At 49.8% G+C, this 12,872-nt stretch carries 12 protein-coding genes; 4 read left to right on the top strand and 8 right to left on the bottom strand.

Going from position 1 to position 12,872, the window contains the following annotated elements:
- A partial coding sequence (locus MMG03_RS15585) for a transposase family protein (protein WP_249505554.1) occupies positions 1-248 on the bottom strand: 248 nt, incomplete at its 3' end.
- A 161-nt stretch (positions 249-409) separates the two neighbouring features.
- Between MMG03_RS15585 and MMG03_RS15580 the strand changes: the two genes are divergently transcribed.
- Both MMG03_RS15580 and MMG03_RS15575 read left to right on the top strand, forming a co-directional pair.
- Positions 410-1,861: a hypothetical protein gene (locus MMG03_RS15580; RefSeq protein ID WP_073238843.1), complete on the top strand. Its 1,452-nt coding sequence runs from the start codon at positions 410-412 to the stop codon at positions 1,859-1,861.
- Between the two features lie 211 nt (positions 1,862-2,072).
- The gene (locus MMG03_RS15575) at positions 2,073-3,644 is read left to right on the top strand and encodes a hypothetical protein (RefSeq protein WP_249506703.1); all 1,572 of its coding nucleotides are present in this window, start codon (positions 2,073-2,075) and stop codon (positions 3,642-3,644) included.
- A gap of 41 nt (positions 3,645-3,685) precedes the next feature.
- Here MMG03_RS15575 and MMG03_RS15570 read toward each other — a convergent pair whose 3' ends face one another.
- The 4 genes from MMG03_RS15570 to MMG03_RS15555 all read right to left on the bottom strand — a co-directional run bounded on the left by MMG03_RS15570 (position 3,686) and on the right by MMG03_RS15555 (position 10,353).
- Entirely contained in the window at positions 3,686-6,505 is a 2,820-nt protein-coding gene (locus tag MMG03_RS15570) for an AAA family ATPase (RefSeq protein WP_249506702.1), read from the bottom strand.
- Entirely contained in the window at positions 6,505-7,689 is a 1,185-nt protein-coding gene (locus MMG03_RS15565; protein ID WP_073287051.1) for an exonuclease SbcCD subunit D, read from the bottom strand. The genes MMG03_RS15570 and MMG03_RS15565 overlap by 1 nt, the downstream gene beginning before the upstream one ends.
- Positions 7,690-7,794: 105 nt before the next feature.
- On the bottom strand, positions 7,795-8,814 hold the full coding sequence (locus MMG03_RS15560; protein WP_073238832.1) for a DUF4435 domain-containing protein: 1,020 nt from the start codon (positions 8,812-8,814) through the stop codon (positions 7,795-7,797).
- 6 nt (positions 8,815-8,820) lie between these two features.
- A complete protein-coding gene (locus MMG03_RS15555; RefSeq protein ID WP_073161269.1) occupies positions 8,821-10,353 on the bottom strand; it encodes an AAA family ATPase in 1,533 nt (510 codons plus the stop codon).
- Positions 10,354-10,499: 146 nt separating this feature from the next.
- Here MMG03_RS15555 and MMG03_RS15550 point away from each other — a divergent pair, with 146 nt between their 5' ends.
- Entirely contained in the window at positions 10,500-11,498 is a 999-nt protein-coding gene (locus MMG03_RS15550) for a hypothetical protein (protein WP_073238829.1), read from the top strand.
- 441 nt (positions 11,499-11,939) lie between these two features.
- Positions 11,940-12,128, top strand: coding sequence for a hypothetical protein (locus MMG03_RS15545; protein ID WP_073161638.1), 189 nt, complete (start codon positions 11,940-11,942; stop codon positions 12,126-12,128).
- 131 nt (positions 12,129-12,259) lie between these two features.
- Here the strand turns inward: MMG03_RS15545 and MMG03_RS15540 are convergent, their stop codons facing one another.
- From MMG03_RS15540 to MMG03_RS15530, 3 genes are all read right to left on the bottom strand, one after another.
- Complete coding sequence (locus MMG03_RS15540; protein WP_158236521.1) at positions 12,260-12,415, bottom strand: hypothetical protein; 156 nt, start codon at positions 12,413-12,415, stop codon at positions 12,260-12,262.
- 21 nt (positions 12,416-12,436) lie between these two features.
- Positions 12,437-12,640, bottom strand: a complete 204-nt coding sequence (locus tag MMG03_RS15535) for a hypothetical protein (RefSeq protein WP_249506701.1) — start codon at positions 12,638-12,640, stop codon at positions 12,437-12,439.
- The coding region (locus MMG03_RS15530; RefSeq protein WP_249506700.1) for a hypothetical protein at positions 12,633-12,872 on the bottom strand (240 nt) is incomplete at its 5' end. The genes MMG03_RS15530 and MMG03_RS15535, both read right to left, overlap by 8 nt.

Below are 12,872 nucleotides of genomic sequence, written 5' to 3'. Positions count from 1 at the left end.
CACTTCCTGCACTTCACCCTGTAGGTGTCCATCTTGATGAAGCCCATTTTCGTGCCGAGATCGAGCGTCCGCCATACCCTCTGTTCCCGGCCGTTGTCGTAGAGTTTCCCTTTTCGCCCGCAACAGCCGCACCTGCTGGCGTTGCCCTTGGTGAGTCTTACCGTGATGGTGACCGTGGTATCGGTTTGTTCCTGCTTGACGACTGAACAGCCGTTGACATTGAAGATGGATTTGTATAATTTTGACATGGGCTTTTTCTTCTGTTTTTTTTGGCGATTAAATTTTAGAAAATAGCCCATTTTTTGTTTAATTTAGGCGAAAGTCAACAAAAAAGGGTGGCGAAGCCACCCACACATGTTGATGAAGAGCCTCATTTTTTATCTATTCGGCAAATCTTTTTGGAGGTTTAATGAGGATTTCTTTTTTTAAAGGTCTGGCAAAAATTGCCGGCATCGTTCTCGTATTCGCAGCTACAATTTCCCTTTCCGCATGTTCCGGCGACAACGGCAGCGACGGTATCAACGGCGCAGACGGTAAAGATGGCAAAAACGGCAAGGACGCCAAGGAAGTCAACGTAGATTCCCTGGCAAGCGCCATCCGCGACGAAATCACCGGCACCCTGTGGGATTCCCTTTACGCAGAACCCTACGTAGACACCGTCTACAAGATTCTCTTCGACAACGCCTTTTCTGACGCCTGGATGGACTCCGTCCGCGAAGCCCTCATCGACAGCCTGAAGGAAGCCGATTTCGACTCCATGTACGCCAAGCTCTACGACAGCGTCTACGCCGATATCTACAGCCAGGCAGCCATCCGCACCCTCAATGCCTGGACATGGTCCGTCAAGAAGGACATCTACGGCGCCTTCGCCAATCAGTACCCCCTGATGTACAAGGACTACATCAATTCCAAGGGCGAAGTGCTTCCTGTGCCGGTATCCATCACCGTCAAGAACACCTGCGAAAACAGAACTTCGTTCAGCGAGCCGGAGATTCCCTGCCGCTGGAAGAAAATCACCGTCAAGTCCTGGATCGACGGATTCACTGACACAGCCAGCGTTACCGATTTCGTTAACCCCGACACCACAAGAATTTTCGCCCCCAGCCTCAAATTCAACAACAAGGCATTGGCTGCCCTTACCGCCCCCGAACAGGTGCAGATCCAGATCCGCGCCTACGCCCTGGAAAACGATCACGAAATCCTCTTCTATTCTTCATCTGAGCCGTCTACCATCCACCCCATGCAAATCAACGGCGCCGAATACGTCAACGTGCAAAACCGCTCGCTATGGAGCGCCGTATGGGTAACTCCCAACATGGACTCCATTACGGCAATCCACAAGGAACTGGAAGCCAAGCTGCCCAACGGATCCGTAAAGGCCTACCAGCTCTACGACGGCGACGAAAGCATGACCGAAAGTTCGGCACGATTGGTAAAGGCTGTATACGAAGTGCTCAGCGCCAAGGGCATCAACTACGTCAACAATACCGACGCAGGCTCCCCTGGCCAAAAAATCAAGTACCCCATCGAAGTGCTCCGTACCAAGCAGGCAAACTGCATCGAAGGCACCAACCTCTTCGCCAGCATCCTGGAATCCCTTGGAATGCACACCGTCATCGTCAACATCCCCGGTCATGCCTTCCTGGGCTGGTCCACCAACGAAGAGGACTCCAACTACAACTTCCTGGAAACCACCATGGCCTGGGGCAGTAAGCCATCCACCTTCGCTGCCGCCTACGAAAAGGGCATGTCCACCTTCACGAACGAACAGGAAGAAGACCACTTCACCGACGGCTCATCGGAAATCATCCTGATCGAGAATGCCAGGGCCTTCGGCATCAGGCCTAACGACATCCCGTAAAAAAGCAACAATTGTTTGCAAAATGAACTAATTTTCTAAAAAAGATTGAATTTATCTAAAAACGTGCTTATTATTGTAGGCACATTTTTTATATCGTCATTTTTACATAACATAACAAAATCAAGAATAAACTATCACCCAAGGATAAGGAATAGAAATTTCCTTGTTTTTGGGGACGCATAAAAAACAAAGCTAACCTTTTAGAGGCAATATGAAACAGGCATTCACCTTGTCTGCTGTAGACTTTACTGTACTCAAAAATCATAACGTTCAACATTGCAATGGGCTCATCCCCCATACCTTCCACATCGAAATTCCACTTGAGGAACTCCCGCTAGAAAAAATCGCCACCATGACAGTTGGCCAATGGGGCTATAGGAATATCCACCGAGAAAGATTCAAGGAAGTCCCAAACCACTGGCTGCAAGATCTCATTACCTTTGGCTGCGACCAGACCGGCATCTGGAGCGACGTCACCACCTTCGCCAATACAGAATTTCAATCCTTCGAAATGAGACTGCCTTCGCCGTCCATGAACCTCCGGGTTATCCTTCGAAAAAAGGGGAAGAGTTGTAGCGCCAACATCTTTATCACAGCACACTTCCTGCCCGAGGACCTCAGGAATTTCTGGCATTCAGAAGACGCCGAAAAGTATTTCGAGATTTTACACCTTTTCCAGATTTACGCGATCCCCTCTCAATGGCCTCCGAAGATAAGCGTCTGCATCGGAGAACCTTGGCACGTCTGCCCCTGCATTATCGGATTCAAGATTTTCTACGAAACGATGTTCCGAAAACCAAACCCAATCAAAATTCCCGATTTCTACTTCGGCAACAAGGACAGTTCCTGGACGCTGAACATTTCAAAAATTAGCGGTCAAAAAATCGAAGGTTCAAAGCCCATCAAGGAAACAATCAAGACGCCCCACGGAACATTCAACATCACCCGCCCCGCCACCAAGGAAGAAGCCAAGCAACAGAAAAAAGAGGCCAAAAAGACCCGACAGGAAAAACTGCAGAACCGCATCGAGCGTCAAAAGCAGGAAATGGAAAGTCTCAGGGAACAGCTGACCGCAGCGCAAAAGGCCTGCGCCCTGGCAGCAGAATCCAGCCGGCAAGCCGCCAACCGCCAAAACCGTGAATTGGAAGAACTGCAGAAAAAGCTGGAGCGCCTCAAGAAATCCAAGGAAAGCGCCATCGCCATGAAGGATGCCGAAATCGACGAAATTCAGAAAATCGCCGACGAGATCATGACCGCCAGCGAGGACGCCCAAAAAGAGCTGATGAACGCAGACTGGCAAATCCAAAATCTGAACGCCCAAGTCCAGGGACTTAGGCAAAGACAATCAGGCTCAGGGATTATTTCAGGCCCCGCCCAGGAACAGGAAAAATTTAGCGGAGAGTTCGAAATCGCCCTCATGAGCGCCCTCCATTTCGCCATGGATAACGCCCCCATCAAGGGAAACTCCCACAACCTCCGCTGCCGAGACATCTGGCAGGCATTCATCCAGACAAATGCAGACGCGGAACAATCCTACAGGAACTACAAGGCCAACGCCTCGAACCTTCTCGCTTCCATCAAGAAGAACAACTTCTGGAAAAGTCTCCCCATGCTCACGCCACTGGGAATGTCCTGCGCCTTGCACACAAACAATCATGGCAAGATCAGATTTATGGATGGAGATGGCCGCTACTCCAGCGTCGTATCCAGTACCCCCAGCGAAACGGCTTCAGGTCCCAGCAATTGCGCCGAGGACCTTAAGCACGTATTCCTCTATTACTGATAGCGAAGTGCTAGGCAACCTCAACGCGCCTAGCACTCTGCCTATACATCTATGTTCACCCGGCTAACATGATTTTCGTCTTTCGTCACGCGAACGATCTTGTCAATTTTATTTTCAAGTTCATTTACATGGCTGATAATTCCTACCAGGCGATGCTCTCCGGCAAGGTTCTGCAAAACATGGATTGCAGACTTCAGGCTTTCATCATCCAAGGAGCCAAAGCCTTCATCCACAAACATGGTGTCCAACTGGATACCGCCTGCAGAACTCTGCACTTCATCGGCAAGCCCCAGGGCCAAGGAAAGCGACGCCAGGAAGCTTTCGCCACCGCTCAAGGTTTTCACTTCGCGCTGCTTCCCACTGACATGGTCAATGACATTCAGATCCAAGCCCGATTGAGCCCTGTTATTGGAAGCTTCCGTCCGACGGATCAATTGATACTGGCCATTTGACAGAATGGCGAAGCGCCTATTGGCACGACGGATAATGCGGTCGAAATAGGATGTCTGAACGTAAGTTTCAAGCATCAGCTTTTCGCGACCGCTAAGGCCACCGTTTGCCGTATCGGATAGATTCTTCAGCCACTGACGCTTCTTGCTGACTGATGCGAGCCGGGTCGCAGCGGTCTTGATATTATCAAGGGTAGACTTGTTCTGGGAAACTCTGCCCGATGCATTTTTCCAGGCTTCCGTTTTCTGAGTCAACAAATCCTTCAACTGTCTGCTAGCCTCTTCCAATTTAGGCAGGTCATATTCGGGAACGCCTTCCAGAGATTTCACAAAGGCATTGATCTGTCCCTTCAGTGCCTCCACATCACCGGAAGTCGCATTGTAGGCATTTACGGCGTTTTCCAGAGCCTTATTGGAGGTTACCAGATTAGTCCGCAACTTCTGAATTTCACTAGAGGCCGCATCCTTGCTTTCAAAGGCAAGATCCTTCAACTTTTCTGAAATGGACTTGTTCAAGGCTTCAATGTCCTTGGCAACGGCATTATTGTCAAGGTTCAAATTTTCATTGGCAACGCGCAATTCTTCCAGTTTTTTTTCCTGAGCCGGAATTCCGGTTTCCTTATTTTCCAATTCCTGCTTGCGGTTCGCTTTTTTGATTTCGGCCTTCAGATCTTCACCCAAAGCATTCAAGGTATCGCGATTCTTCTGGAATTCATCGTTCCCACGGGACTTGGCCTCCTCAATAGGACATTTCCCGAAGAGTTTGTTCAATTCATCCTGAAGGGTTCCCCTCAAGCTATCGCAATTACCCTTCTGCTGAACGGCTGCAGCATTCTTGTCGTTACGAGAAACCTCTGCTACAGAAACCTGATTTTTCAATGTTTCCAATTCCGCCTGAGAGGGAGCCTCTTCAGACTTACAGGCCTTATGGGGATGATGAGTGGAACCGCATACCGGACATTCGCAGCCTTCTTCCAGATTAACAGCAAGGATACCTGCCTGCTCATTCAGGAAGGCTTGATTCTTACGTTCGTATTCATCTCGAAGGGCGGTATAGGCCTTTTGAGCATCCTGGAATTCATCCTGGGCATCCTGCAAATTCTTCATTTCGTCATTGTATTTCTTCTGCAGCCTACCCACATTCTGGATCTCGGCTTGACGTTTTTCCAGTTCCCTGATTTCCGCTTCCAGCCTTGCCTTGTTTTCACCGGCATTAGAAAGCGTTTCAAGTTCTTTCTTCAGGGTCTGAACTTCGGCATACTTCTTCTCGTAAGTAGCCTTGCCTGTTTTCAACTTGTCCAGACCTTTCTCCAAAGTAATCTTCTTTCCATCCAAATCCGTACGATTCTGTTCCAGGCCATCATACTGGGGTAGGGAATTTTGAATGGTGGTAATCTGCTCCTGAAGTTTCTCTCGCTCCGGCTGCAACGCTTCCTGTGCCGTCTTTGCCTTCAATTTTACATTCAGGTCCGCTTCCTTCACAGGAAGTTCTTCCTGGGCTTTCTGCAAGGCACTACGATTATTGACCGCAGTACTAGCCTTGCCCAGTTCCTTATCCTGATCAGAAATCCTGCTCCTAAGATTTTCCAGTTCACCAGCGCAGCTGTTGACTGTAGCCTCATCTTCCTTCACCAGATTCTGCAGCAAGACACAAACCTCTTCCCAATCCGCAATTTGCAAGTTCTGGGCCATGGCCTTCTTTTCAGAAACATCTGCAGCAAGGTTCGATTCTTCAGCACACTGGATTCCGGAAACATGAGTGCAGGCCGTCTGTACCAGGGAATCGCAATTCCTGCTGAAACTGGCCGCCTCTTCACTAAGCCTCTTCTGAAGCTTTTCAAAATTTTCCGTCTTGAAAATCTTGCGGAAAGTTTCGCGACGATTCTTGGTATCTTCCAGAAGAATCTTCATAAAATCGCCCTGGGCAATCATGGCGATCTGGGAAAACTGATCCCTGTCCAGGCCACCCATTACCGACTTTACAGCCTCCGCCACATCCCTGTCCTTGGACACGCTACGGCTAGTTTCAGAAACATGTCCATTTTCGTCAGGGTAATAGAACGTGACAGAAGCAGGCTTCGTCGTCATCCCCAGCCCTTTCACCTTAGGCGTTTCATATGCGGGATTGCGGCGAATACGGTAGTCCTTTCCGTCGTAGGCAAAAGTCAACTCCACCTCGGTGGAAGTTTCGGGCTTCGCATTGGTGCAGCGGAAAAGCTTTGCATCATCGCGATTTTCACCGCTAGCCTTTCCAAAAAGTGCGTAGGTAACGGCATCGAAAATAGTGGTTTTTCCGGCACCGGTATCACCGCTAATCAGATAAAGACCATGAGCGCCCAGCTTCGCAAAGTCAATCTCGGTACGTTCCGCATAAGGGCCAAAACCCGTAATCACAAGTTTTAACGGTCTCATTATCGGTTGCCCTCCCAAATAGATTTAATCAAATCCTTAACGAATTCGCTTTCCTCCTCATCCATTTCGCGATTGTTCATTTCCTTGAAGAAATCACTGAATACTTCCTCAGGAGTTTTCTGGTCTACATTCTCAGAATCAAGGTTAGCGACACTCCTCGTGCGGGAATTGTTATAAGTCAAAGCCATCAAGTTCGGATAATACCCACGCAACTTTGCAGCAGCATCCGACACATCGATTTCATCGGTAAGCACCGCATAGATGTAGTCGTCAAGACTCTTGCCCTCCCGCACCTGGGTTTCACGGAATTCCGCCGAAACCAGAGTTTCAAAACTCGCCTCGATCTTGCGAACATCTCGCATGGGTTTTAGCGGGATTTCACGTATTTCCAATTCGTCACCAAGTTCCACCACCGTTACGGACTTCTTGTGGGGCGCCTCGGAAAGGGAATACTTCAATGGCGTACCGCTATAGCGGACATAGCCTACTCCCGACTTATTCACGGCAACATTCTGCGGGCGATGTATATGGCCTAGGGCTACATAGTCAAAACCTTCAAAGACGTAGGAATCCACATTGTCCAAGCCTCCCACGAATTCCTCGGAGCCGGCTTCATCCACCTGGGCACCGGTTACAAACTGGTGGGCCAGCAAAACATTTCGGCGTCCGGGAATACGATTCATCTTGCTTAAGGCCATCCCTATGGCGCTTGTATAATCAGTAATCTGTTCCCGTTCAGCATCAGCCTCTTCACCTACCCCAAGGGACGCCTTGATTGTCGCCGGACGCACAAAGGGAAGCATCCAGACATCCACCTCGCCAAACTCATCTTTCAAGGTCACAGGTGCAAACTCACCCGTATAGACTGGAGACATAAAAACGTTGCGGCTAGCCATGAGACGACCGCCAAATGCAATTCGCTCGGCGGAATCATGGTTACCGCTCAACACGAAAACCTTCGTACCGAAATCGGACAGCTTAACCAGGAAATCATCCAACGCTTCCACAGCTTCGGCACTGGGCACAGACTTGTCATATACATCACCGGCAATCAATACACCATCCGGCTTTTCTTCTTCTACAATCTTCAGGATTTCAGCTAGAATATACCTCTGGTCTTCCAGCATGGAACGCTCGCAGATGCGTTTACCGATATGCAGGTCCGCCGTATGGATAAACTTCATTTTCTCTCTTCTCCTAAAAAATATGCGTTGTAGAACCAGACTCTTTTTCGGTCTACAAATATACTATCGAAAATTGACACTAAAATGTCAGATATGGGAGAAAAATTATTTCAGCAATCTGCCCAGGGGGAATTCCTTGATCCGCTCCATGGAATCGCCTGCCGCCTTTCGAAGGTCCGATTCCAGCTCTTCGCGGAATTTCTCGAAATCCACCTTGCCGCCATCGGGCAGTTTTTTCCTGGACTTGAATGAACTCCCCTTGCGGTTCCTGTCAAAGGCCATTCTACGGGCAAGCAAATCCATCAGGTCGTGGCCCCGCAGGAAATTGGCAAAATATTTCGGGTGGCCCTCGATAAAATCCAGGACCTCCGCCGCCCTCTTTATAACGGCAGGCAAGTGTTCAGAATATTCATTCTCCGAAAAGGCCAGCATCAAGTTCTCGCCGATCAGTTCCAAGCTTGCAGAAGTCAGATGTTTCAGGTCCAGCAAGCCGAAGGAATCCATAAAGTCCACATCAAACTTCAGGCCGCCATGATTCCCGCCCTCCCGCTGACACAGCATCGAGGCATCGTCAGGCAAACCCCATTCCTCGCGAACCAGGATATTCGCCACCCGCAAAGCCCCCATGGTCACGCCCACCGTCTTGATCCCGTCACGGATACTCTCGATGATTTCGTCATCGTCATAATATTCCACCATCATGCCAGAATAGGAATCCGACAGGAACAGGAACGTTTCAAGATCGTTAAAGCCGGCGCAGGCGTCTACATCAAAAAGCTGATACAGCAGCTGTTCATCATCGATGATCCGCGAACTGTCATCCCTTGATTTTTTCAAAAGTTCCACGGCAAAGTCAAAATCCAGATCCACGCAGAACACCGCAAAATGGACCGTCGGATTTTCCAGGTATTTCCGGTAGCGGGCAAGCACGCCCTTCTTCTTGGGGCCGAATTCGATTTTCCATTTAAGACGGTCCTTCAGGTGACTCCGGAAGAATGTTCGGTCGTCATCCCCTTCTACAAACAACGTAATCTTATCCGAATGGGCGTCATTGCGCATTCGTGCCAGATTCACGTCGTAAGCGGGACGCTTCCTGCCAAAATCTTCCAGGTACTCGAAAGCCATCCGAACCTACTTGACCATCTTGGCCAGTTCCACAGTCTTGTCCCAGTGATCGCCGATAAAGGCCGGCGAATGAGTCGCCACGATAAACTGGCGCTTGGGCCTTGCGTTCTTCGCATCGCGGGACTCGTTCTGAATCTTGAAGAGGATCTCAGAAAACTCCTCCTGCCAACTGGGGTGGAATGAAATTTCAGGTTCGTCCATCATCACCAGCGCCTCGGAATTATTGGCATCAAAAAGCAGACGCCCCAGAAGCACAATCAGATGCTGTTCACCAGAAGACAGGGCATCCAGGGGAATGGCTGCACCGGACCTGGAATTCTTGATCCCCAGGATACTTTCCCAGTCCGAGAGATTGATGGTAACCGTCTTCAGGTCCAGCAGTTCCTTCAGCGACTCCGAGAAAATCTTCAGCTTCTTGATCAGCGGTTCAAAAACATCCATCTTGGCCTTCACATCATCCAGATACATGCTGAACACGATCAATGCGGAATCGTCATCGGTCTCAGGATTCTTGCTCTTCTTCTTGTTGGCCGAAGTAATGATACCGAACTCGTTGCAACTCTTCTCCAGCCTGGCGATGGAAGTCATCTTGGAGGAAATCTTCTTGCGGGTCTCCTCGGCGGAAGGACGATTTTTCTGGTTCAGTGTTTCCACCACACGGTCCACGAAGTTGGATTCAAGATTTCGGGCAATCTGGAGCTGCGCCCGCATGCAGCGGTTATGAGCCGCACGGATATCGTCACTGATACTGAAAATCTTCAGAAGGTGAGGGTTCAGCCCCAGGTCCTGCCCCTCTTCGATCTGACGGCCACGAACGCGTCCGGCGAAACCCGAAACCGACCTTTCGATCTCTTCGTTGTACAGGCGGTTGGTACTGATGTAGTTCACCTCGAAATTCAGGCGACGCACCAATGTGACAAGCCACGGGAATATCCTGCGGAAGTGCAGACTGTACCTGCGGAACACACCCGACATGTCGAAGACTTCCCCATCCTTCTTGTCTTTCCAAAGTCTGCAGGACCCATTTGACATATATTGGTACATGGGCTCCAATGTCTGGATGGAACCCACCACCTCGCTGACGGAACGGTCGATATCCTCATCCGTAAAGAAATTCTCGAAGTCATCGCAACAGATGCGGCAAACGTAAGGCTGGAAAGTCTCCTCGTCGCTATTCTCAGAAGATGAGGCCTCCTCTTCCGACTCCTCCACGACACGGGCCGTCTTCTCGATGAACAATATGGTTTCCTTGGGCCTTGCCGCCTCCTCGTCACTGAGAGGTTCCGATCCCGGCCCCATTCTAGGTCTCCACTCGTCTCCCATGGTGCCCTTGAACTTCATTTCGATACGGTCAAAAACCAGGCCCGCAAAATAGCAGAAATTGCCCACGGCGGCAGCACGGATAATCTTCAGGACGGTGGACTTGCCGAAACCATTGGGTGCAGTCAAAATGGTAAAACCGTCGGTCTTCTCGAAATCAATTTCGTAGTCGAAAGTACCGAACAGCTTCTCGATCTTCAGGGAGGTAATTCTCTTCATAGACTTAAATCTAATTCAATAAACCCCGATGAACCCCTAAAAATGGCGATATCCCCCAAAAATGCCCGAAAACCGCCAACAAATAATTTCTATTTATGAGTTCGCAGGAAAAGAACTGCAAACTATAAAAACTTACCGAGGGCATTATGAATCTTGACGCAGCAGTCATCCCAAGCTATTATAGCCGCCTAGTCATGGCAAAGAATCAAGGTCATTTCAAGATTGCACAGGCTCTGCTTGAACTGATTGTCGGTTCCTCTGTGGAAGACAGCACTTCAGCAGTAGGCCGCAAGGCTCTTGAAAAGATTGCACAGGCCAAGGGTCATGCCGCAACTATTGCCGCCGGCACCGAATCCGTAGCTGAAATCCCTGCAGGCGAAGCCGCCGACTGGCAGGAATACGCCCTCCAGACTCCGCCCTATACCCGCAAGCTGGCACTGGCACTGGCCACGTACTTCGTCCGCGCCAACCTGCTGGAAACCGCCTACGAGATGTACCTCTCCGCCGGCGAACTGGATGAAGACGGCAGCAGCGCAGAAGAACTCTCCGCAATCGCCGCCGCCGAATCCGGCAACATGGCCAACGACTTCGGCAAAAAGTGCGAAGAGGCAGGCAACCACGCCAAGGCTGCCGGCTGGTACAAGAAAGCCAAGGACGCAGGCCTCGCCGATGCCGATGCAGCTCTCGCCCGCATGCAATCCTTCCACGGCGTCACACGCTTTATCGCCCCCTGGCTCGAAATCGCAAAGAAGACCGGCCGCAAGGAACTTGCAGAAGCCATCGTCGCCATCGCCGCCAACGCAAAGGCAGGCAACATGGACGCCGTTACCATCAGCGAATCTGTAGTGCTCCCCTGCTACCAGGAACTGGATTTCTGGGAAAGCGAACTGGATGCCTATTTCAAGTTTTCCGGAGACGACAGCGAAGCCTACGGTAACGCCATCGCCGCCATCGGCAAGATCCTGGAACGCGCCAAGATGTACAACGTAGCCCTCCGCTGGTTCAAGAAGGCAGGAGCCTACAGCAAGGCCGCCAACGATGACGCCCGCCGCATGCTTCCTCTCAAGAGTAAGTCCATTACCATGCGCGAAGCCGACGACATCTACGATAGCACCAGCCCCATCCCTTCCCTCTGGAAGATCTAGGATTTACGCAACGGTTTACTACGAATGAATTGAAAAAAGGCAGGTCGTGAGACTTGCCTTTTTCTCGTTCGGGTAAAAAAAATCCGGACTTATTTCAACTGCAGTTTCCTTGTCTGATATTTCGTCCCATCCTTGATGAAATAAAGTACACCCCGGGATTAAGGTCCTGCAAAATATGAATCTTTTACATACAAACCGGAAATGGAATTCAGTAATCCTAACTAACGGTATTCCATTTCCTAAACTTACATTCTACTGAATCCATAAAGTTCATCTGCAGTAGAAATAGCGTAACAGCCATCGCTATCCAAAGGCGGCTTTACAGATGCCGCAAATGCATTGGTATAGTAAAACGGAGAAATCTAGAATTTTTTCACTTCCACTCGACACTTCACAATTTCAAAACGATAAAAGTATCGTAAGGCAAAAAAAGAAGAAAAAATGGCAAATACGAATCAAGAAGAAAATCCCCTGATGCGCAATCCGGAATACAAACGCCTGGCAAACGAAAAAAACAAGCTGGTAAAGCAAATGACCTTCATGGAGCAGCGCCTAGAAAAATACGCCTACGCTCTCAACGACAAAGACATCCAGCAAATCCAGCAGGCAAGCCGCAACGCAGCCCGCTAGGGCAATCACTCATGGGGAATAACCCCAAGCAGGCTTCACACGGTTATTCGTCTTATCCACCATAACACCTAAAAAAGCAAACGCGGGAAACAATCCCGCGTTTTTTGCAATGCCCTTAAGACATCCTGACCCTAATCTTCAGCAGGGGCATTCTCATTAGCTTCTCCTACCTCGGCCTCCTTCACCCAGAACATTCCCAGAATCTTTCCGGTGGAATCCATCTGGATCTTAAGGAATTTACCATCAGGAACCCCGACAGCACCAGTACGGCTACCGTCATAATCCATCCTTGTAGAAGAACCATAAGGTCAAATACTGGACAACTTCGCTGCATCGCGACGATTTGCAGCATCAAGAACCTTTACGCGAGAGGCATCGTAATAGTAAAGGACCTCCCCGTCATGCTGCTCAACTTCCTTGAACGTCAAGACAGCCAATTTCTGTGCGCTCCTGGCGTAAACCATATCTTGCCTTTCAGGAGAACCAGAAGTAAGTCCCAAAACTTTAGGCAAAGTAATCGCACAAAATACAACCAAGATAACAATAGTGATAATAAAATCTTTTCGTGTAAAAGCTCGTTTCATAGACATAAAGATAAAAACAAAAACACTTTTTTGAATGGTATTCGTCGGGCAGGCCCCGCAAACCTGGGGACAGGCGGAAAGGCCGCCGGCAGGGTACGCCTTTCCCGGTAAGCCTCCTGCGACAGCTCATGGCCTGCGCCTGGCGACGGCAGGTGCGGTG

The organism is Fibrobacter sp. HC4 (assembly GCF_023373925.1).
Lineage (GTDB): Bacteria > Fibrobacterota > Fibrobacteria > Fibrobacterales > Fibrobacteraceae > Fibrobacter.
This window is presented reverse-complemented; position numbering and strand designations above follow the sequence as displayed.

Coding starts and splice junctions, on each gene's coding strand:
- MMG03_RS15550 (WP_073238829.1), top strand. CDS start 10,500: ATGAATCTTGACGCAGCAGTCATCCCAAGCTATTATAGCCGCCTAGTC.
- MMG03_RS15565 (WP_073287051.1), bottom strand. CDS start 7,689: ATGAAGTTTATCCATACGGCGGACCTGCATATCGGTAAACGCATCTGC.
- MMG03_RS15540 (WP_158236521.1), bottom strand. CDS start 12,415: ATGGATTATGACGGTAGCCGTACTGGTGCTGTCGGGGTTCCTGATGGT.
- MMG03_RS15545 (WP_073161638.1), top strand. CDS start 11,940: ATGGCAAATACGAATCAAGAAGAAAATCCCCTGATGCGCAATCCGGAA.
- MMG03_RS15570 (WP_249506702.1), bottom strand. CDS start 6,505: ATGAGACCGTTAAAACTTGTGATTACGGGTTTTGGCCCTTATGCGGAA.
- MMG03_RS15560 (WP_073238832.1), bottom strand. CDS start 8,814: ATGGCTTTCGAGTACCTGGAAGATTTTGGCAGGAAGCGTCCCGCTTAC.
- MMG03_RS15555 (WP_073161269.1), bottom strand. CDS start 10,353: ATGAAGAGAATTACCTCCCTGAAGATCGAGAAGCTGTTCGGTACTTTC.
- MMG03_RS15580 (WP_073238843.1), top strand. CDS start 410: ATGAGGATTTCTTTTTTTAAAGGTCTGGCAAAAATTGCCGGCATCGTT.
- MMG03_RS15575 (WP_249506703.1), top strand. CDS start 2,073: ATGAAACAGGCATTCACCTTGTCTGCTGTAGACTTTACTGTACTCAAA.